Raw genomic sequence first — 20,258 nt, forward strand, 5'->3', positions numbered from 1 at the left:
AATGATAAAACTTGCCGCAGTGATACTCGCTGCCGGCCGCGCTTCACGTTTTCGCGAATGCAAAGCGCTGGCTGAAATCAATGGCTCTCCGCTCATCAGCTTCCCTATCAACGCAGCGGTTCCTGTAACTCAGGACATATTCATCACAACAGGGTTCTGGCATAAGGAACTCGAAGCTGCCTGCAAAGACAACGATTGGCCAGCAGAAATCTTATATATCGACTGCTGGAAAGAAGGAATTGGCAGCGTTATATCTTCGGTGACAGAGAAGCTTGAGAACGACTATGATGCCATTTTATTTATGCTTGCCGATCAACCTGCAGTAAGCAGTGACAACGTCGAACTACTTTGGAAAGTTTTTATCGAACACATTAACGATGCAGTTTGTTGCCAGTATCACGATACAGTGGGCGTGCCAGCAATTGCATCGAAAACCATGTTTGAAGAGCTTAAAACGTTGAAAGGAGATGCAGGCGCTAAGCACCTGCTTAACAATGGCAAACATGTGGTGAATGTGGTTGCTATTGATCAGTGCAACATAGATATCGACACTCAGGAAGACCTGGAAAACTACGTTCACTACCTGAATCATATGGCGTCGCTTTGGTAACGACGCCACATGGAATTCTTAAACTATCGCTTCCTGATGCGTGACTTTAGCGGCTGACATGCCCTTCAACGCCACTGGCGCAGAAATCAGTGTCGTGGCTATCAACAACGAAACTGGCACTGCTGTAATCACTATAAATGACTGTAATGCTGCCAAGCCACCGTTTCCAGCTGTTAGCAATACTGCTGCAACCACACCCAACATCACCGCCCAAAACAGTCGCTGATACTTTGATGGTGCCGCATCTTCGGACGTGACGACAGCAATGGAATATGCCATGGAATCACCCGTTGTCGCCACAAAGGTAGTGGTGAGAATAAGGAATGCTGGCACCAATATATATTGCAGTGGCAGCTGCTGAAGCGTCGCAATCAATACACCGGGTAAACCCGCGCCTTCCATTGGGCCGGATATCGCGCCCGGATTGGTCAACTCAAAGAAGATGCCCGTCCCGCCCAGTGCAGTAAACCAGAAGTTGGTCACGATCGGAGATCCAACAGCGACCGCCAGAATCAACACGCGAATACTCCTGCCACGAGAGATCTTCGCAATGAAAATCGCCATCATAGGCGCGAAGCCAATGAACCATCCCCAAAAAAACCACGTCCAGTTGGTCATCCAAGCTGCTTTTTCGGTATCCAGACTCATCGATGAAAAGTGCTCTAGATAACTACCAAATGCGGTGACAAACGAACCGAAGATGAAAGATGTCGGCCCCAATGCCAATACAAATAGAAGCAAAGCCAACGCGCCAAGTACATTGAGTTTAGAAAGCCACTGAAGTCCCCTATCCATTCCCGTAAAGGCAGACAGCGAGTAAATGGCCACAACCGCCATGAGAATCATCACTTGCGTACTCATGGTGTTTTCAATGCCAAATAAAGCTTCAATGCTGAAACCCAATTGGCTAGCCAGAAATCCAATTGGACCAATGGTTCCTGCAGCCACACCGACAATAGAACATGCGTCTACTACCGCACCGAACCAATGCTTTTCGAAACGCTCGCCAAACAAGGGATACAGCAATGCTCGGGGCCTTAGCTTCAGTCCCTTTTCGTAGTGTGCATGCATGAGAACGATTGTCGCCAAAGTACCTAAAACCGCCCAAGCGAGAAATCCCCAATGAAGAAAGCTCTGACTCAGGGCTGCCGTCGCTGCAGCTTCGGTGTGCTGTTCAATACCAGAATAGGAAGGAGAAGGTGAAAGGAAGTGATACACAGGTTCAGCTGCCGACCAAAATACACCACCGCCTGCCAGTAAGGTACACATGATCATCGAGATCCAGCGAAACGCGCTGATATCCGGCTTACTTTGATGACCGAGCTTCATCTTTCCGTAAGGGGAAAAAGCAATGACGAGCGCCAATGCGAGATTCGCTACCATCAACCATTGCCAGAATGCGCCGAACTCTTCAGCTGCGAATCCAAACATCTCATTGATAGTCTGAGAGAAAAGCGACATGTCTATCATCGCCGCTAAAAGGAACAGGGCAAAAAAGCTAATGGTTAAAGTCGATACCAGCTTTTCAGCTTTAAATAGAGAAGTAAAAGTCATTGTGCTCTCACATTGTGTGTGAGGGGCGGCACCTTAGCAAAACCATAGTGTGATATCCATCACTTTTATTTGAACTCTAATATTTGGCGTTACATTTTCTGGTACTCGTATCGTCTTAAAATTCAGTAAGCATCTGTTTTTATTCATTTACACGTCAAAGATACCGCAATTAATCGTTATCAGTACTAAACATGCATGAGAATCAGTAATAGGTTGAATCAGGGAGGAAACCCAAAAAGAGTAATGAAACAATGGTGCGGAGTGATGAGATTGATAGGGGTGAATAGGTATAAAAAAACCTGATTTCTCAGGCTTTTTCTTTTGGTCGTGTCTTAGAGCTCGCATGGGCTTCAACAATCTGTTTGTGAAGCGAAGTCGCAGCGCGAAGCAGTCTAGGGTGAATTTGCAATTGCTTCCCTTCCACCAAGGTCTTGTTGTAGTTGATCACAGAAGCAGTCAGACATGCGGCCACTTTAATCTGATTAAGTTTGTTAGCGTACATCGCCGTTTTTATAGCAATGAATGCTCTCTGATCGTTCTTCTTGTAGTTTTGAACGGCGAATCGTTCGAATCGCTGGAAATCCTTGTTGTACGACTGGTGGATTCGGGTCACGTGTTTGTCGTAGTAATCACGATACTTTCCATAACTGCCAGTGCGATTCGCTTGCATGAGCTTTTTTACCCAATCCGTCGACTTGAGCTTTTCTTTCTTAAACAAGCCGGTTAGCCATGCAAACATTTATCTCTCCTACTACTCATCACGAGCCATCTACTCAACGAGAGTATCTAATCTGCTCGTGAAAATTATGCTGTTGCTTGTATCTAAAGGGAAATTTTGCGACTCATCATACAAGAGTCAATCCCAGAGCGTTTCACTCGTACATCACTTTGCCCAAACGGAAACGATTTAGCGCCAGTGGACAAATACGATGTACGGCAAACACTCGGGATTCTACTTCAAATTGCGACAGAAACGGCAGAGAAATTATTAAAAATTCTTGTGCTCTTGGGCCAAATCGCCCTTGGTAATGCTTACCCCCTTAAGCTGCGCAAACACTGTATCTCCTTGCAATAAATGGAGATCATCAACAGCCCACTGGGTTATATTCGCCAGTAATCTTTGGTTACCAATTCGTAACACGACCTGGCAATAGCCCGATGCATTTTCCTCACATTCAGATCGACAAACTTCTTCTACAACCGCAGGCAGAATATTCCGGATACTGGTATCAGCCGGGCGGGATTTCACAATGGATATATCATTAGCGAAAATACGGAGTCGAAGCATAGAACCTTCCGCATCATCTACCTTAGTTACCCAGATTGTTTCCCCTTCCAAATCCAATTGCGCCATGCCGTAAGTTGGGTGATGTCCTATCAGTTTTGCTGTTACCAACGCACTTTGCTCTTTGGCAGATAACCAAGGTCGCATCGGTGCAGAGCCCCAAACGTCATGCAAAGGGCCATTAGCCACAACCTGCCCTTCATTCAGGATCAGCATGTTGTCAGCAATCTGAAGGATCTCATCAAGACTATGGCTGACATAAAGCACCGGGATTTTCAGTGACGTTGCCAGACGAAGCAGGTATTGAATTAACTCTTGTCTTCGGGGGCCATCGAGCGATGCGGTAGGTTCATCCATGATTAGGAGCTCAGGTTCAGAGAGTAATGCACGCCCTATCGCCACGCGTTGCTTCTCACCACCAGATAAGGCTGAAGGATGACGCTTCAATAGATGCTCGATACCGAGCAACTGAATCACTTCCCCAAACTTAGCTTTATCTTCCTTCGGCTGGCCATATTTGAGGTTCTTTTCCACAGACATGTGAGGAAACAAACGGGCTTCCTGAAACACATAGCCAATCCGACGGTGTTCAGGAGCAAGATCTATTTTGGCATCGCTATCGAACAGCACTTTGTCACCCAGAGCTATGCGTCCCGATTGCGGCCTCACCAAACCACTTACCGCATTAATTAGAGAGGTTTTACCCGCGCCCGAACGGCCAAAAACGGCAGTAATACCCGATGAAGGAATACTCTCATCCACACTGAGTTGAAAAGGCTTATGGTCAACGTTAAGCGTCAGCGTAATCATGACAGCCCCATCTTCCTTTTCATCCGACGGCTCAACCATTCCGAGCCAAACAATGAGATCAACGCAATCACGACCGAAATAATGCAAAGACGTGCAACACTCTCTTCCGCTCCTGGTGTTTCAAGGAAGGCAAACATCGCAAGAGGAATGGTCTGGGTTTCACCGGGAATGTTCGAAACGAATGTAATAGTTGCGCCAAATTCACCCAAGCTACGGGCAAAAGCTAAAACCAATCCAGACAAAATACCTGGTGCGATTAAAGGCAAGGTTATGGTGAAAAACACGCGCCATGGAGATGCACCTAATGTGCGGGCAGCCTGCTCGAGCTTTTTATCGACAAGCTCAATAGATAACCTCACAGCCCTAACCAGCAGGGGAAATGCCACGACGGCAGATGCTAACGCAGCCCCTTTCCAACTGAATGAAAACGACACGCCGAAGGTATCATAAAGCCAGCTGCCGACAGCACCACGACGGCCCATCACCACCAGTAAGAGATAACCAATCACGACGGGCGGAAGTACCAAAGGAAGGTGAATAAAGCCATCAAGCAGCGATTTACCAGCAAACTCCTTTCTTGCGAGTAGCCAAGCAGTTGCAATGCCAAGTGGCAAGCTAGCAGCTACAGCCACAAGAGAGATTTTCAGGCTGAGCGTCAGCGCTTCCCATTCAACAGGTGTAAGTAACATCAGTGCTTATTGCTCTTGTGTTGTTTGCATCACCACAAACCCATTGTTTGCGACAATGTTTGCAGCGACGTCTGACTCCAGAAAACGGAAAAACGATTCAGCATTCTCATCCGCCTCCTTGGTCAGCGCTTTAGGAAAAATGATGGGTGCATGAGCATTTTCAGGGATTTCAGCGATGATCCTCACCTGAGAAGACGCTTTGGCATCGGAAAAGTAAACAATGCCAAGAGGTGCCTCACCGCGCTCAACCAAAGCTAAGGTGGCTCTAACACTGTTAGAAAGAGCCAGTCTATTTTTCAGGCTATCCCAGAGACCTAGTGTTTCCAGAGATTCTTTTGCATAGATGCCCGCTGGCACATGGCCAGGGTCGGAAATCGCCAATCTGCTATTTCCAATTATCTTGTTTAGGCTTGCGCTATCTAAGGAGGGGAGCGCAGCACCATCTTGCGCTGAAACCAAAACCAACTGGTTTTCAACCCAAGGCATTACGGCACTTTCACTAACAACGCCCTGCTCTACCGCGTAATCCATCCACTTTTCGTTAGCGGAAATATAGATATCCGTAGGCGCGCCATAAGCAAGCTGCCTCGCTAATGCAGATGAAGAAGCGTAAGAGACGGTCACTTTCTTTCCGCTCTGTACTTCGTAAGCACTCACGATTTCATTCAATGCTGTCGTCATTGAAGATGCCGCGAACACCAAAACATCATCACGCGCTAATGCAGGTGAGGAAAATACGAGCATGAAAGAGAAAAAAGTGAGAAGAATGCGTTGCATGCAACCTCTGACTGACATAAGACAGAAAGGCAATATCATAACAACGAATCTATCAAGACGGGAAATCAAAGCGATACGTAAAGACTTGCTTGGCGAGTATACGAACAAAAGAGGCGTAAAACGTTACGCCTCAGTGTTAATCGTAATGGTGTAGCGGTTGTCTTTGGCTTGCATCATATAAAGGATTTGTTGTCCCATCGATGGATGCGAAATGAGGTAGTTGCCCTGCGGAAATTCTGCTTCTTCCGGCCCTAGCAAAACCATGGTGTAGTGTTCAACAAGGCGGTCATCTTTTGTCGTACCGTTACTCTCGCCTTCATTCACCGCTTCAACCAACACATCGTATTCGTTTTCTGCACCATCGATCAGTTGAACGGTTTGTCCGGTTAACTTGGAGATATTCTCCCAAGACAATACATTCATTTTTTCTCTCCCGACATCCGTGTTAGTTGTTGTGTTGCGTCCTGATTGAATCGTTATTTTTGTGTATCAACAGGCATGGTTAAAGTGTAGCCAGCAACGGGTTGGGATACTGATTTTAAATAGAATTTTCTGACAGTTGCCCCACTTTTTCTGTGCAAGTATCAATAAAGCGAGGATTTAATCGGGATAGAGAGAAATTTGGAGGAGATTTTGGAACCAGAAACGCCGAATGGCGTTTCTGGTATCTTTGCGATTAACGCAGTTTTGAAGGACGCGTCTTTTGCGTTTTACTTTGATGGTAAAACCACAGGCGTCTTGCTTTATTACTCATAGAGAACACCTCTTTTTTTAATCAGGTTAAAATGAGCCGACCTTCTTGATTGAAGGTGCGCACGCATTACATTCCTGAGTGTTTAAAATACACTTCATCCGCAGTTGCCAACTTATTGGCTGTCTCCCCTTTTTCGTTTACCTCAAGGAGCACACTTCTTAAGAATGAAAGATTCATCCGTAGATGCAGGATGAAGCTAATGATATGACAGTGGAAATTGAAAAAAATTCCAGAACTTGTCACAACGAAAGTATTTTTATTACATCCCTTTTCAAGTTTCAAGAGATTCCGAACGTGTGCATGACGCGCAGGTCACAGTTCTGCACCACAACAGCTCACCTGAATAAAGTATCATTAATTCTATCAATACCACGTCATTCGTGCGTTTCAGAGTGCACAGGTATCGAATCTTACGCTAAACTCCCGACGAGCAATTCACAAAGAAATGAGTAGCGAACATGTCGCACGAAGAAATTGAAGTAGAAGCGCTGGGTATCGAAGTCTCTTCCCAACCAGTAGAACTTTATAAAGTATTAAAGATCGCCAACGCCGTTAGCGGCGGTGGTGAAGCCAAAATGGCGATCGCTGAAGGCTATGTCTTCGTGAATGGCGAAGTAGAAACACGTAAACGTTGCAAAATCTATGATGGTGATGTGATTGCGTTTAACGAAGAATTCTACGTGGTGCTTTGTGATAAGCCACCTGCACCGGTTGAACCAAAGCAGAAAAAGCCAAAAGACCAACAACCACAACAAGCAATTAAAAAGCCAAAAGCACATAAGCAAGCCGCCGAAAAGCCGACAGCAAAGCCGACAAAATCAGCAAAAGGAAAAACGAAGCCTAAGAGCGAAGAGCGTGCGGAAAACGGCAGAAGAAGCATTTCTTTCTGAATCCCGACTTCACAAAGAAACCCCACACGAAAAAAAGCCACCTAAACGGTGGCTTTTTGCTTATCTCTAAAGGTTGAAAATCGAATACTGTGGTGTTGTCGTAGATATAGCGTGCCTTACCTTGCTCACTACGTTGAGCTACCTAGCCTCGTGCATTTGCAACCATGGGCTGTTCGGTTTGTAAGGACTTATTCAGTTTTAGTGTATTTCTACACAGGTGTAACATTCCAAATTGTTATGCGACCCAAACTCGTCGCCAGCGCTCTTTTGCCCGGCGAACTCGAGCTCAAAGCTCATCCTCATTCGTCTAAATTTCTGGGTGCAATTTGAGTATAGGTAAGCATTCAAAAGGTTCTATATTGCAATTCTGTGATTGTGATCAGGTTTCCGCTTTCGGCAATATCAGTCTTTTGGGGTGATTTTTCGGCAGGAATTATGCTTCAAACCCTTGCTATAAAAGGCTTGAGGAAAAACTATACGAATCCTCAGGTTCTATTATCTGAAATTATTAAAGAAATTTCGCATACCCACTCACAACCAGAAATCAGCAGGCGTATAATGCCCACTCTGCAACAAGCGCATGGATGTTAGATTGACTGCTTTTCACTCCCCATTTCGATTTATACCTACCGCTCAGTCGTCCTTGGCGATGGCATTTTTTGGGCTAGGTGTCGCATGGTCTCTTTATCATCCCATTACCGGACACTTAACCAGACCGATTCTCTCCACCATCGGCATTTTGCTGATTGCACCGGTCTGGCTGAAATACATCTTCGAGCCAAAGCGTTTCTTCCAAGATCTCCGAGATCCACTATATGGCAGCCTGATGGCGCCTATGACTATGTCGCTTTTGCTAATGGCAGATTTTCTGGCTGAAGTGAATGTTGGGGTAGCAGCCGTGGTTTGGTATCCCGCGATGGCAATGCACATTTTTATGATGTGCTATTTCTTTTTCCATCAGATCAAAGCGTTTGAGAAGTGCAACATTTACCCAAGTTGGTTTCTCTATCCCGTCGGCTTAATCAGTAGCACGCTCGCAGGGCCAAAGCTGGGGTTTGATAACGAATCTGCCCTTCTCGCCCACATTTGTATCGGCGCCTATTTCTGTATGTTGCCTTTTGTGCTTTACCGGCTTTGCTTTTTGGAAAGCCTACCCAGGAATTCACGTCCTGTATTGGCGATCATGGCGGCACCTGTGAATCTTGCGCTTACGGCTTATCTAGTGAACATGCCAACGCCTGATCCGGTTTTGGCTGGCGCGCTGGCGGGTGTGGGGATAATGATGACGCTGTTCGTCTATCTCTGCTATATCGACCTGTTAAAAGAGCCTTTTCAACCCACGCTTGCAGCACTGACGTTTCCTTCCGTAATCAGCGCTGTCGCCATGGAAAGATTGATTCTTTGGCTCGGAAAGGACTTTCCCCATTGGACCTGGTTAGAACGTTTGGGACTGGTTGAATTAACGGTCGCAACATTACTGGTGAGTTGGGTCAGCTTCTGTTACTTCCGCCACTATGGCTTTGGTAAGTAGTTTAAGTCCCTCATGAAAACGACGACTAACCCTCCCTATGCGAAGGGTTAGTTCTATTCGCCAATCTCCTCGAGGACGAAATCAATAAAGCTACGCACTTTAGAAGACATGTGTTTTCGACTTGGATAAACCAAATTCATTTCTACATTCACTCGCTGGTAATGAGTAAACAACTCCACCAACTCACCGGATTCTAATTCCCCGTTCAGGTTAAACAGCGGCATTCTTGTAATCCCAAGCCCCGCGACACATAGCGCCACTTCCAGTTGCGAACTGTTGGTTGTGACGAAACTATCCAACTCCACCTCGACCACATTGCCATCTTGTTCGATGTAACGCCAAACATCGTAGTTGGTCAGGTTGCTGTAGCAGAGTACTTTATGGTTTTTTAGCTCGTGAGGATGCGTCGGGGTGCCGTTCTTCGCTAAATAATCTGGTGAAGCGATGGTGACGCCTTGAAAAGTCTTTATCTTGCGGCTAATCAGGCTTGAATCGTTCATGAACTGAGAGGCACGAATAGCAACATCAATTCCTTCAGCCACCAAATCGACTTTCCTGTCATTGAGATCAACATCAAAGGTGACATCTGGGTACTTCTCTGAAAACTTCATAAGCAGAGGCGTCAAGGTGTTTAAACCAAAATTGGTCGGACAGCTTATCTTAAGGTTACCTTTAGGAATCGTTTGATGTCCTAGCATCGCACTCTCTAGCGTTTCGGCATCTTCAACTATCTGTCTGCACTGTGCGTGATAGATCTCGCCTTCTGCCGTTAGATTGAGCGTTCTCGTGGTACGGTGTAAAAGCCGGACACCTAACCTTTCTTCCAGCTTATTAATTTCCTTACTGATGTAAGAGGTCGAATGCCCGATTTTGTCTGCGGCTTTAGTGAAACTCCCGCACTTAACGACTTCGTTAAACACCACCATGCCATCAAGAAGTTGTGTGTTCATTTCGTGTTTCCAAATTGGCCTTAATCTTTACCACCATAATTGATTAAAGGTCATATGGAAACAATGCTTATCCGTTCACCCCATTAATCAACGAACGGAAAGGACGTAAAGTTAACCCATCAAAACGAACTCTTCGTTAGCGGGAATTCCCATTACGGATAAGGCGTTAACGAACAATCAGGTTTTATTAAGGGGTCACTATGAAAGTTCTCGCATTTGCCGCATCAAGCAGCATCCAATCTATCAACAAACAACTGGCACTTTACGCAGCGGGCTTTCTGGAAGGCGCTGAAGTAGAAACATTGGATCTGAATGATTTCGAAATGCCCATCTACAGCTCAGATCGTGAAACGAACGACGGTATTCCAGAACAAGCGAAAGCTTTCTACAACAAGATTGGCGAAGCAGATGCAATTATCGTGTCTCTGGCTGAGCACAATGGTACTTACAGTTCTGCATATAAGAACATTTTTGACTGGGCATCGCGCATTGATATGAAGGTGTATCAGGATAAGCCTGTAGTGTATCTAGCGACTTCTCCTGGACCACGCGGCGCGGCATTTGTGTTGGATTTCGCGAAGAACACCGCGCCATTCTTCGGCGTGGATTTGAAAGGCACGCTGTCTATTCCTAGCTTCTTCGATAACTTCGACATGGAGAAACAGGAACTGCGTAACCCTGAACTTTTAGAAGCGTTGAAAACCACCGTTAGCGCCCTGAAGGCATAATCGGCATAAAGAAAAAGCGGGTTATCAACCCGCTTTTTTCAACATTCCTTCCGTCTCGAGGAAATGAATCACTTCCGCCAGCCCCACGCCTTCTTTCAGGTTGGAAAAGACATAAGGTTTCACCGGACGCATTCTTTTGGTGTCCGAATCCATCACATCGAGGTTCGCGCCAACGTAGGGTGCCAAGTCGATTTTGTTGATCACCAGTAAGTCAGAACGGGTAATACCCGGTCCACCTTTGCGTGGGATCTTCTCGCCTTCTGCCACATCAATCACGTAGATTGTCAGATCAGCGAGTTCAGGGCTAAACGTGGCACTCAGGTTATCGCCACCGCTTTCGATAAACACCAAATCCAGATCTTTATGAAGCTTTGCCAATCCCTCAACAGCCTCAAGGTTCATTGACGCATCTTCACGAATCGCAGTGTGCGGACAACCGCCCGTCTCTACACCAACAATACGCTCTGCAGGCAAAGCCTCGGCCTCGGTAAGAATGCGCTGATCTTCACGGGTATAAATATCATTGGTGACGACAGCCACCGAATAGGAATCACGCATGGCTTTACATAGCACTTCTAAAAGTGCCGTTTTCCCTGATCCCACAGGGCCACCTACACCGACTCTTAGCGGTTGTTTATAATCCATCTTAATTCTCCTTATGAGCGGAATAGCCGCGTGTATTGCGTTTCATGGCAGCTCGAAGCAATGGCCTGCGCAGGTGCAAAAGAGCCGACTTGTTCATCAGCGATAAAACGCGACGCCTCGACGACTTCCTGCAAAGCATCAGACACATCCATCAACACACGTTGTCCCGCTGTTTGTCCTAACGGCACCATTTTCACGCCCGCTACGACGCAGTTTTCCAACCAGCTCCATGCATAACCGTGGCAAAGGGCTTCTTCTTCTATGCCCCATTTCATTCCGGCATACGCAAAGCCAGCGACCTGACTTTTCGCCAGCACCACATCCAACTGGCTTTCGGCTTCAACCAGTTCAAGCTGCTGCAACAGCTTCACCATGGTGCGTCCGCGCTGAAGCTCTTCCGTTCGTAGTTCCATCGTTTCGCGGCTGGCATACAGCCAGTCACACCAATGATTTGCCGTCACAACATCATCTGACTTCAGTGCAGCGAAAACACGGCGAAGCACGGGCAATTCAAGCTGTTGCAAACTGTCTGTCGCCAAGCTCACCAGCCAGTCCTTCAATGCAGATTCACTGTCGACCCAGCCTGTTTCTATCGCCCACTCCAATCCTTGTGAGTAGCTAAACGCCCCCACTGGCAAAGAAGGACTAATAAGTTGAAACAGACGATAATCGGATTGCATGACTAGCGGCCGTTGAACATGCGGTGAATCATGTAGCCAATCCCCGCCGCAGCCACCAGCATTAATACAGTTTCAAATGGGTGTGCCTGCGCGGTGGCCAAAATATGATGCGGCGTCTCAGCGTGTGGTTCGCCAGTGATGTGTGCAAACGCGGGAAATGGCAATGCCAACACAGCGATAAGTAATTTCTTCATAGTCCTGTCTCCTTGACTGAATGTATTAAATCTAAAATCAATGATGATGGTGATGACCGGATGAGTGGCCGCCATAAGCGCCCGCTTCTGGCTCAAAAGGGGCCATTTCGACCACCACACGGCCTCCGAGTAATCCCACCATTTCGTCTAAAACGTGGTCATGCTGATAACGTACCCACCAATCACCCACTTGCAGCGGCACATGGCGGTTACCCAAGTGATAAGCGAGTCTTGCCAATAAAACGCCATCTTCAGCATGTACGGTTGATACTTTTTCCTCTGCCGCGATAACACGAACTTGGTGGCCGCAGGTTGATACCAACACATCACCACCGCGAAGCGTTTGCCCACGAGGAAGAAACAACCCAGCCTCACTGCCGTTATCCAACGTGACACGGATACGGCTTTTTATTCTTGAATCAATGCCCAGGTGAATGGTCGCCAACTCGGTGATATCACTGTCCCTGACATCCGATGCTTTGATGATTTCTGTAAACTCGATCATTTTTCACCTCAGAACAGGAAGTAACGTTGCGCCATCGGCAACACATCAGCGGGCTGACAAACCAGTAATTGACCGTCAGCGCGCACCTCATAGGTTTGAGGATCAACTTCGATCGTCGGTTGCCAATCGTTAAGCTTCATGTCTTTCTTACGGATGTTTCTGCAGTTTTTCACCGCCACTGCACCACTCTTCAGATCCAGCATTTCCGGTACACCGTTATCAATCGACATCTGAGACATAAACAACAGCGAACTCTGCGCTGGGCCAGCACCAAAAGAACCAAACATCGGGCGGTAATGAACAGGCTGAGGCGTTGGAATAGAGCCATTTGGGTCGCCCATTGGCGCGGTAGCAATTAAACCACCTTTGATCACCAACGACGGTTTCACACCAAAGAAAGCTGGCTTCCAAAGTACCAAATCCGCCAACTTGCCCTTTTCAATTGAGCCCACTTCATGGGCAACACCATGGGTAATCGCCGGGTTAATGGTGTATTTCGCCACATAACGTTTGATTCGCGCGTTATCGCTATAACTGCTGTCGCCTTCCAACGCACCAAACTGTACTTTCATCTTGTGCGCGGTTTGCCAGGTACGAAGGATGACTTCACCGACTCGTCCCATGGCTTGCGAGTCTGAGGAAATCATCGAAAAAGCGCCCATGTCATGGAGCATGTCTTCCGCTGCAATGGTTTCGCGGCGAATACGGGATTCCGCAAACGCGATGTCTTCGGCGATTGAAGGTGAAAGGTGGTGACACACCATCAGCATGTCTAGGTGCTCATCCACCGTGTTAACCGTGTAAGGGCGTGTAGGGTTGGTTGAAGACGGCAACACGTTAGCGAGTCCTGCCGCTTTGATGATATCCGGCGCGTGACCACCGCCCGCCCCTTCGGTGTGATAGGTATGTATGACGCGATCGCCAATGGCATTCAGCGTCGATTCCACAAAGCCACACTCGTTGAGCGTATCGGTATGAATCGCAACCTGAGTATCGGTCACTTCCGCCACGCTTAAACAGCAATCAATCGCTGCTGGCGTCGAGCCCCAGTCTTCGTGCAGTTTCAAACCACAGGCACCTGCCGCAATTTGCTCGTCCAGCGCATCTGGTAAGCTCGCGTTACCTTTACCCAACAAACCGAAGTTCATCGGGAACGCATCCAACGATTCGAGCATGCGGTGAATGTTCCAGGGTCCCGGAGTACAAGTTGTCGCATTGGTGCCTGTCGCTGGGCCAGTGCCGCCACCGATCATGGTAGTCACGCCCGAGGTGAGCGCTTCATCGATTTGCTGCGGGCAGATAAAGTGGATATGAGAATCAATGCCGCCCGCTGTCAGGATTTGGCCTTCACCCGCCACCACTTCAGTACCTGGGCCAATGATGATATCGACATTGTCCTGAATGTCCGGGTTACCAGCTTTGCCTATACCCGCAATGCGACCACCTTTTACCGCCACATCCGCTTTTACGATGCCCCAGTAATCGAGTACCACAACATTGGTGATCACCATGTCCGGCGTTTCGCTGCTCGGGCGCTGACTTTGTCCCATTCCGTCGCGGATGGTTTTACCGCCGCCGAATTTCACTTCGTCGCCGTAAACCGTGAAGTCTTTTTCCACTTCCAGCCAAAGTTCGGTGTCGGCCAAACGCACACAGTCGCCTGTGGTTGGACCGAACATTTCTGCATAAGCGCTTCGGGATATTTTCTTACTCATCTCAATCATCCTTATCGCTGTTTGAAGTACCATCTATCGGACCCATACAGCGCCCTTGAAAGCCATACACCTCGCGAGAACCCGCGTAAGCCACAAGTTCTACAGAGCGACTTTGACCTGGTTCGAAACGTACCGCCGTGCCTGAAGGAATGTTGAGGCGAAATCCTTTTGTTATGTTGCGATCAAAAACCAGCGCGTCATTCACTTCGAAAAAGTGATAGTGAGAGCCGACCTGAACTGGCCTGTCGCCTGTGTTTGCTACATCAACGGAAACGGTTGGACGACCTGCATTGAGTTCGATCTCCCCGTCTGCTGCGCGAATTTCACCCGGCGTAAAGGAACCTGTTTTTAGTTTCATTTTGGCCTCCTACACAATCGGATCGTGAACAGTAACGAGCTTGGTGCCATCAGGGAAAGTCGCTTCCACCTGCACGTCGTGGATCATCTCTGGCACCCCTTCCATCACGTCATTGACGGTCAGGATAGTGCGCCCGTAATCCATCAACTCCGCCACGGTTCGACCGTCTCGCGCACCTTCCATAATGGCGGCACTGATCAAGGCGACAGATTCGGGATAGTTCAGCTTCAAGCCACGTTCTTTGCGTCGCTCGGCAAGTAACGCAGCGGTAAATAGCAGCAGCTTGTCCTTTTCTCTCGGGGTTAACTCCATGTGTTGACTCCTCGCAGTTTTCGCGGTCAATACCGCTATAAATCAAGTACGCCAGATTCTGGGAACATCAGGGGTTGTGCCGGTCCAGTGTTTTCGAATTCTTAGCCAGCATTCCGTCAGAATGTGGAACAGGGTTTCTGTGTTTGATGCCAATGCCCGCACAGCCAGCAAGCCGTCGATATAGGTAATGCCAAGCTCCAGCTCTGTCGGTTTGTCCTGTTCAGCCCACCAGCTTTTAAGCAACTCAGGCAAAGCCTCTGCGTCCCCATGCACGAACATCGAACCGACAACGGGATAGCCACGAAGCGCCGCGGCAGAGTGTTGTAACGTGGCTGGATTGACGCGCAGGCGCTCGCAGAGAACGAGCTTGTCGTCGATGGAAATCGTGGTCATTCCATCAATCATGCCTTTATCGAAGGCTTGGTTGGAAACAGGCTGTCCCAGAGTCCAAATTTCCCAGCCAGCAAAGCGCGCATGAGAGGAAATTTGAATATCAGTACGGGTGACAAGATGGGCATTCGGAAACGCAATGTTTTCCAGCGGCAGCCACTCAAGACGGCTGTCTTCACCCACTTTCAGCGATTGGTTTAACGTCGCGACACGACCATCAGAGCGATAAAAACGGGTTGCGCCGGGGGTGGTAATTAATGCTTCTGCGCCGTCTTTGGCCTCGACAAACACATTCAGGCTATCGCCACCCACCACACCACCCGGCGGATGCAACAAATGGCTATGGCAAACGCCGCCTTCCGGATACAAAGCGCGCTGCACCGCCAAAGGGCCACGGTGCAGGCAATCACGCAATACCGTTCGGGTACCGTTGTGCTGATAACCGAGGCGAAGCTCCGCTTCCCATCGGCCGTGAGACTGGGTGTTCAGGACATTGCTTTCATAAACATCAGAGAGCGTTTGTGCCATGCAATCACTCCTACACCGTCAGATACTGTCGAATCAGATCGTCAGAAAGCTCATCCATTTCACCGCTGGCAACGCTTCTTCCGCGATCAAGCAAACAGAATCTATCGCCGACTTTTCGCGCAAATGGCAGCTTCTGCTCAACAAGAATGACAGTGAGGCCCATCTCCTGATTGAGCTTGCAGATGATGTCGCCAATTTCCTGCACGATGTTTGGCTGAATCCCTTCTGTTGGCTCATCCAACAGCAACAGTTTGGGGTCGATCACCAAAGCGCGGGCAATTGCCAATTGCTGTTGCTGACCACCGGATAGATCCCCGCCAAAGCGACGCTTCATTTCCGCCAGAACAGGGAACAACTCATAGATGTAATCCGGGATTTTCCTGTCGTTCTTCGGGCGAATTGGCAGGCCGATTTCCAGATTTTCCTCGACGGTTAGTCGTGGGAAGACCTGACGACCCTGCGGTACATAACCCACACCCGCCCGCGGTCTGTCTTCCGCGCGGCGCGGGGCAAGGTCACTACCTTCCATCAGGATTTGGCCGGTATCAACTTTCAACAGCCCCATGATGCTTTGCAGCAAGGTGGTTTTTCCTACACCATTGCGTCCCATCACCACGGTGCATTGTCCTTTTGGCGCTTCAATAGAAAGATCCCAGAGTGTCTGACTCTCTCCGTAACGCTGATTTAATCCATTTACTGTCAGCATTAAGCTCTCTCCTATTGGCCCAAGTAGACTTCGCGAACACGCTGGTCGTCCTGAATCGATTTCATCGACCCTTCTGCCAGCACATGTCCTTGGTGAAGCACGGTCACTGTCGACGCTATACTGCGAACAAAATCCATGTCGTGTTCAACCACCATGATCGAATGCTCGCCAGCCAGTGAAAGCAGCAATTCAGCGGTACGATCCATCTCCTGATGCGTCATGCCCGCTACAGGTTCATCCACCAGCAACAGCTTGGGTTTCTGCATCAGCAACATGCCGATTTCCAGCCACTGTTTCTGGCCATGAGAAAGCTTGCCCGCCAACATTCTGGACTGTGTTTCTAAGCCTATTAGTTCGAGCACTCTTTCTATGTCGCATTTCTGCTCACCGGACAAAACGGCGCGGAACAGGTGCCAGGTGGACTTCTCACCCGCCATGGCGAGCTCAAGGTTTTCCCAAACTGACAGCGCTTCAAATACGGTAGGTTTCTGGAATTTACGGCCAATGCCCGCATTGGCAATTTCCGCTTCATCCATCTTGAGCAGGTTCAATTGCTGACCGAGCCAAACATCGCCCACATCCGGTCTCGTCTTCCCTGTGATGATGTCCATCATGGTGGTTTTACCCGCTCCATTTGGACCGATAATGCAGCGCAGTTCGCCCTCTTTGATATACAGGTTCAAATCGTTAATCGCTTTGAAGCCATCGAAAGACACCGACACCCCTTCGACGTAAAGCAACATGCCGTTTTTTACGTCAACTTTTGGGTTGTATTGAGGCTTTAGGAAGCTGAATACCTGATCACGTCGGGTGATTTCATTCAGCAGCTCCGCCGTAGGATTGGTTTCAGGCAGTTGTTCTTTTTGGTGGTTCATGCCTTCTGCCACCAGCGTTCTCGACATCATGCGTTTGCCTCCTTGCGAAACAGTCCACTTACGCCTTTTGGCAGATACAAGGTGGCGAGGACAAACAGCGCACCCAAAGCAAACAGCCAGACTTCTGGAAATTCAACCGTGAACCAGCTTTTCGCATAGTTCACCAACACGGCACCAATGACAGCACCGTAAAGGGTTGCACGACCACCCAGTGCCACCCAGACCACAATTTCAATAGAGATTAAAGGTGCAAATTCACCCGGGTTGATAATGCCTACCTGAGGTACATACAGAGCACCGGCAACACCAGCGATGGCAGCAGAGAGGACAAACAACCAGAGCTTGCTATTCTCAACACGATACCCAACAAAGCGGGCTCGGGATTCCGCATCACGAATCGCTATCGTCAGCGCACCTAATCGGCTCACAACCACCGCGCGGCAAAGTAAGTAAGCCAGCATTAGCGCGACCACGGTCGCAGTAAACAGACCAATTCGGGTGGCATCGCTTTGGAGACTAAAGCCGAGAATGTCTTTGAAATCCGTCAGACCATTGTTGCCGCCAAACCCCATTTCATTGCGGAAGAAAGCCAGCATCAAAGCAAACGTCATGGCTTGCGTCATGATGGAGAGATAAACACCGGATACGCGGGAGCGAAACGCCAGCCAGCCGAACACAAAGGCCAACAGACCGGGCACAGCAACAGCCATCAAACAGGCAAACCAGAATTGGTCGAAACCGAACCAGAACCACGGTAATTCCTGCCAGTTTAGGAACACCATAAAGTCAGGCAGTTCTGGGTTACCGTAAACGCCACGATCACCAATCTGGCGCATCAGGTACATACCCATGGCGTAACCGCCGAGTGCGAAGAACGCACCGTGGCCCAGACTCAAAATACCGAGATAGCCCCAGACCAAATCCACGGAAAGCGCGAGAATGGCAAAGCAGAGATATTTTCCGAGTAGAGAAACGGTATAGGTTTCGAGGTGAAAAATGCTGCCCGCTGGTACCACTAGGTTCAGGATAGGCACCAGAAAACCAATGCCCAGCAGCACCACAATCATCATGACCGTTGAGCGGTCGAAAAGAGATTTAGTAACCATTTAGTTGTCCTCCGCCATGCGTCCACGTTGCGGGAACAAACCTTTAGGACGTTTCTGAATAAAGAGGATGATGAACACAAGAACGAGGATCTTCGCCAATACTGCGCCCGCCCAAGGTTCCAAGACTTTGTTGAACACGCCGAGGCTCAAGCCTGCAGCGAGCGTTCCCCATAGGTTTCCAACACCACCGAAGACCACCACCATGAAAGAATCGATGATGTAAGCCTGACCCATGTTCGGCCCCACATTGGTGAGCTGAGAAAGCGCCACGCCCGCCACACCGGCGATACCAGAGCCCAAACCAAATGTCGCCATGTCTACCCATTCTGAACGCACACCCATCGCGCGCGCCATTGCACGGTTTTGCGACACGGCGCGAACCTGCAAGCCCAGCGGCGTGCGTTTCAAAATGAACAGGAGCGCAAAGAAGACAATCAGACAGAACACCATGATGTACATACGACTGGCCGTCAGCTCTAGCATTGGCGTGACTTCAATCATGCCGCTCATAAAATCAGGCGTACTGACGGAACGGTTGAGCGGCGAGAAGATACTACGCACGGCTTGTTGCAGAATCAGGCTGATACCGAATGTCGCCAGCAGGGTTTCCAATGGTCGACCGTAAAGATGTCGAATCACCGAACGTTCAATCGCCATGCCTACCAAACCGGAAACCACAAAGGCGCACGGAATAGAAAGCAGCAGCGCCATGCCGGTTTGCGCAGGGAAAAGTTGTTGCAGCACATAGGTGGTGTATGCGCCTATCATGATCAGCTCGCCGTGTGCCATGTTAATCACACCCATCACACCAAACGTGATGGCAAGGCCAATCCCGGCGAGCACTAATACTGAACCCAGGCTTAAACCGAAATACAGGGTTTGGGCGGCGTTCACTACACGCTGACTTTGTTCGTATTCAGCGATTGCCTTATCCAGTGCCGCGATGGTTTCAACATCATCACTCTTCACTTTCGTCCTTGCTGCTTGCAGCGCATCAAAAGCTTCAGGCAAACCAACGCCAGACAGGAATGCAATGGCTTCCATGGCCTGCTTTGGCTCGCTGCCTTCTGTCACTGCGTAAACAGAAACCGCCGTCGAGAGATATTTTTTAGTGACAGTGTCACTCTCATCATCACGTATCGAAACGATGGCAGGCAGTAAAGAGGCATCAAGCTCTCCAATCATGCGCCTAGCCGCGGTTTGTCGGGTTTCTGCATCGGCACTGGATAGCGCGGCTGTCGCCATGGCGGTCTTTATCTGACTGCGGATTTTGTTATTGATGGTCACCGCACGGTACTGGCGCTTCTTTTCCACCGTTACAATGTCGCCAGAGAGGATATTGGTCAGCTCGCTGCCTTTCGCCAATGGCGGCTCGGCAAGATACCAAATGGATTTGGCTTTCTTGTCGTAAACCACCTGCTTGTTCAGCAAGCCTTCGAGAAGTTGCGTATTTGAAATATCAGATGACTCTGACAGGTCAGCGGATGCAATAAATGCGATCGCTGCTTCTTTATCTTTGAATGATTTGCCTGCAAGTGCGCTTGCGGCTTCTGACATCTCCGAAATGTCGGCATTCGCCTGTGCTGTTATCAGCGCCCCACTCATTAAAACAAGGACACGGCTTAACCACAGCAGACGATTCATTATTGCTGTCAAACGAAACATG

General features: G+C 48.8%; 24 protein-coding genes. 5 read left to right on the top strand and 19 right to left on the bottom strand.

All coding sequences use genetic code 11. The features are described from left to right. The first annotated feature begins 1 nt into the window (after nucleotide 1). On the top strand, nucleotides 2–610 hold the full coding sequence (locus GCE9029_RS15330) for a nucleotidyltransferase family protein (RefSeq protein WP_062664448.1): 609 nt from the start codon (nucleotides 2–4) through the stop codon (nucleotides 608–610). Nucleotides 611–628: 18 nt separating this feature from the next. Here the strand turns inward: GCE9029_RS15330 and GCE9029_RS15335 are convergent, their stop codons facing one another. The 6 genes from GCE9029_RS15335 to GCE9029_RS15360 form a co-directional block, all read right to left on the bottom strand. After that, nucleotides 629–2,164 (bottom strand): BCCT family transporter, encoded by a 1,536-nt coding sequence (locus GCE9029_RS15335; RefSeq protein WP_062664450.1) that lies wholly within the window; start codon nucleotides 2,162–2,164, stop codon nucleotides 629–631. Between the two features lie 307 nt (nucleotides 2,165–2,471). Further along, nucleotides 2,472–2,903 (bottom strand): hypothetical protein, encoded by a 432-nt coding sequence (locus GCE9029_RS15340; protein WP_062664452.1) that lies wholly within the window; start codon nucleotides 2,901–2,903, stop codon nucleotides 2,472–2,474. A 249-nt stretch (nucleotides 2,904–3,152) separates the two neighbouring features. Continuing rightward, complete coding sequence (gene modC / locus GCE9029_RS15345; protein ID WP_062664454.1) at nucleotides 3,153–4,259, bottom strand: molybdenum ABC transporter ATP-binding protein ModC; 1,107 nt, start codon at nucleotides 4,257–4,259, stop codon at nucleotides 3,153–3,155. Then, nucleotides 4,256–4,948 carry a molybdate ABC transporter permease subunit gene (gene modB / locus GCE9029_RS15350; protein WP_062664455.1) on the bottom strand — a complete coding sequence of 231 codons (693 nt, stop codon included), beginning with the start codon at nucleotides 4,946–4,948 and terminating at the stop codon, nucleotides 4,256–4,258. Before modB ends, modC begins: the two co-directional genes overlap by 4 nt. Nucleotides 4,949–4,954: 6 nt before the next feature. Beyond that, nucleotides 4,955–5,725, bottom strand: coding sequence for a molybdate ABC transporter substrate-binding protein (gene modA, locus GCE9029_RS15355; RefSeq protein ID WP_062664456.1), 771 nt, complete (start codon nucleotides 5,723–5,725; stop codon nucleotides 4,955–4,957). A gap of 123 nt (nucleotides 5,726–5,848) precedes the next feature. After that, complete coding sequence (locus GCE9029_RS15360) at nucleotides 5,849–6,148, bottom strand: DUF6916 family protein (protein WP_062664458.1); 300 nt, start codon at nucleotides 6,146–6,148, stop codon at nucleotides 5,849–5,851. Nucleotides 6,149–6,358: 210 nt separating this feature from the next. Here GCE9029_RS15360 and GCE9029_RS26935 point away from each other — a divergent pair, with 210 nt between their 5' ends. The 3 genes from GCE9029_RS26935 to GCE9029_RS15370 all read left to right on the top strand — a co-directional run bounded on the left by GCE9029_RS26935 (nucleotide 6,359) and on the right by GCE9029_RS15370 (nucleotide 8,900). Beyond that, complete coding sequence (locus GCE9029_RS26935) at nucleotides 6,359–6,481, top strand: hypothetical protein (RefSeq protein ID WP_269449277.1); 123 nt, start codon at nucleotides 6,359–6,361, stop codon at nucleotides 6,479–6,481. A gap of 456 nt (nucleotides 6,482–6,937) precedes the next feature. Beyond that, a complete protein-coding gene (locus GCE9029_RS15365; RefSeq protein WP_062664460.1) occupies nucleotides 6,938–7,369 on the top strand; it encodes an RNA-binding S4 domain-containing protein in 432 nt (143 codons plus the stop codon). A gap of 580 nt (nucleotides 7,370–7,949) precedes the next feature. Further along, entirely contained in the window at nucleotides 7,950–8,900 is a 951-nt protein-coding gene (locus GCE9029_RS15370; protein ID WP_062664462.1) for a TDT family transporter, read from the top strand. A gap of 53 nt (nucleotides 8,901–8,953) precedes the next feature. Here the strand turns inward: GCE9029_RS15370 and GCE9029_RS15375 are convergent, their stop codons facing one another. Next, on the bottom strand, nucleotides 8,954–9,850 hold the full coding sequence (locus GCE9029_RS15375) for a LysR family transcriptional regulator (RefSeq protein WP_062664464.1): 897 nt from the start codon (nucleotides 9,848–9,850) through the stop codon (nucleotides 8,954–8,956). 200 nt (nucleotides 9,851–10,050) lie between these two features. On the opposite strand from GCE9029_RS15375, the gene GCE9029_RS15380 reads away from it, so the two are divergent. Beyond that, nucleotides 10,051–10,578 carry an NADPH-dependent FMN reductase gene (locus GCE9029_RS15380; RefSeq protein ID WP_062664466.1) on the top strand — a complete coding sequence of 176 codons (528 nt, stop codon included), beginning with the start codon at nucleotides 10,051–10,053 and terminating at the stop codon, nucleotides 10,576–10,578. Nucleotides 10,579–10,602: 24 nt separating this feature from the next. Here the strand turns inward: GCE9029_RS15380 and ureG are convergent, their stop codons facing one another. The 12 genes from ureG to urtB are packed head-to-tail and all read right to left on the bottom strand — an operon-like array spanning nucleotide 10,603 to nucleotide 20,236. Next, a complete protein-coding gene (gene ureG / locus GCE9029_RS15385; RefSeq protein ID WP_062664468.1) occupies nucleotides 10,603–11,223 on the bottom strand; it encodes an urease accessory protein UreG in 621 nt (206 codons plus the stop codon). Between the two features lie 11 nt (nucleotides 11,224–11,234). Next, complete coding sequence (locus GCE9029_RS15390) at nucleotides 11,235–11,903, bottom strand: urease accessory protein UreF (RefSeq protein WP_062664470.1); 669 nt, start codon at nucleotides 11,901–11,903, stop codon at nucleotides 11,235–11,237. Nucleotides 11,904–11,905: 2 nt separating this feature from the next. Then, nucleotides 11,906–12,097, bottom strand: a complete 192-nt coding sequence (locus GCE9029_RS15395; RefSeq protein WP_062664472.1) for a hypothetical protein — start codon at nucleotides 12,095–12,097, stop codon at nucleotides 11,906–11,908. Between the two features lie 37 nt (nucleotides 12,098–12,134). Further along, complete coding sequence (gene ureE, locus GCE9029_RS15400; protein WP_062664474.1) at nucleotides 12,135–12,602, bottom strand: urease accessory protein UreE; 468 nt, start codon at nucleotides 12,600–12,602, stop codon at nucleotides 12,135–12,137. An 8-nt stretch (nucleotides 12,603–12,610) separates the two neighbouring features. Then, complete coding sequence (ureC, locus tag GCE9029_RS15405) at nucleotides 12,611–14,317, bottom strand: urease subunit alpha (RefSeq protein ID WP_062664477.1); 1,707 nt, start codon at nucleotides 14,315–14,317, stop codon at nucleotides 12,611–12,613. A gap of 1 nt (nucleotide 14,318) precedes the next feature. Then, nucleotides 14,319–14,675, bottom strand: a complete 357-nt coding sequence (locus tag GCE9029_RS15410; RefSeq protein ID WP_062664479.1) for an urease subunit beta — start codon at nucleotides 14,673–14,675, stop codon at nucleotides 14,319–14,321. A 9-nt stretch (nucleotides 14,676–14,684) separates the two neighbouring features. Next, nucleotides 14,685–14,987, bottom strand: coding sequence for an urease subunit gamma (ureA, locus tag GCE9029_RS15415; protein WP_002536054.1), 303 nt, complete (start codon nucleotides 14,985–14,987; stop codon nucleotides 14,685–14,687). Between the two features lie 42 nt (nucleotides 14,988–15,029). Next, entirely contained in the window at nucleotides 15,030–15,905 is an 876-nt protein-coding gene (locus tag GCE9029_RS15420; protein ID WP_062664481.1) for an urease accessory protein UreD, read from the bottom strand. Nucleotides 15,906–15,915: 10 nt separating this feature from the next. Further along, nucleotides 15,916–16,611: an urea ABC transporter ATP-binding subunit UrtE gene (gene urtE, locus GCE9029_RS15425; protein WP_062664483.1), complete on the bottom strand. Its 696-nt coding sequence runs from the start codon at nucleotides 16,609–16,611 to the stop codon at nucleotides 15,916–15,918. A gap of 11 nt (nucleotides 16,612–16,622) precedes the next feature. Further along, nucleotides 16,623–17,516 carry an urea ABC transporter ATP-binding protein UrtD gene (gene urtD / locus GCE9029_RS15430; protein WP_062664485.1) on the bottom strand — a complete coding sequence of 298 codons (894 nt, stop codon included), beginning with the start codon at nucleotides 17,514–17,516 and terminating at the stop codon, nucleotides 16,623–16,625. Beyond that, nucleotides 17,513–18,592, bottom strand: coding sequence for an urea ABC transporter permease subunit UrtC (gene urtC, locus GCE9029_RS15435; protein WP_197475368.1), 1,080 nt, complete (start codon nucleotides 18,590–18,592; stop codon nucleotides 17,513–17,515). The genes urtD and urtC overlap by 4 nt, the downstream gene beginning before the upstream one ends. Beyond that, nucleotides 18,593–20,236: an urea ABC transporter permease subunit UrtB gene (urtB, locus tag GCE9029_RS15440; RefSeq protein ID WP_062665702.1), complete on the bottom strand. Its 1,644-nt coding sequence runs from the start codon at nucleotides 20,234–20,236 to the stop codon at nucleotides 18,593–18,595. Nucleotides 20,237–20,258: the final 22 nt, after the last annotated feature.

Origin of the sequence: Grimontia celer, from assembly GCF_900055185.1 — a bacterium.
Classification (GTDB): Bacteria; Pseudomonadota; Gammaproteobacteria; order Enterobacterales; family Vibrionaceae; genus Enterovibrio; species Enterovibrio celer.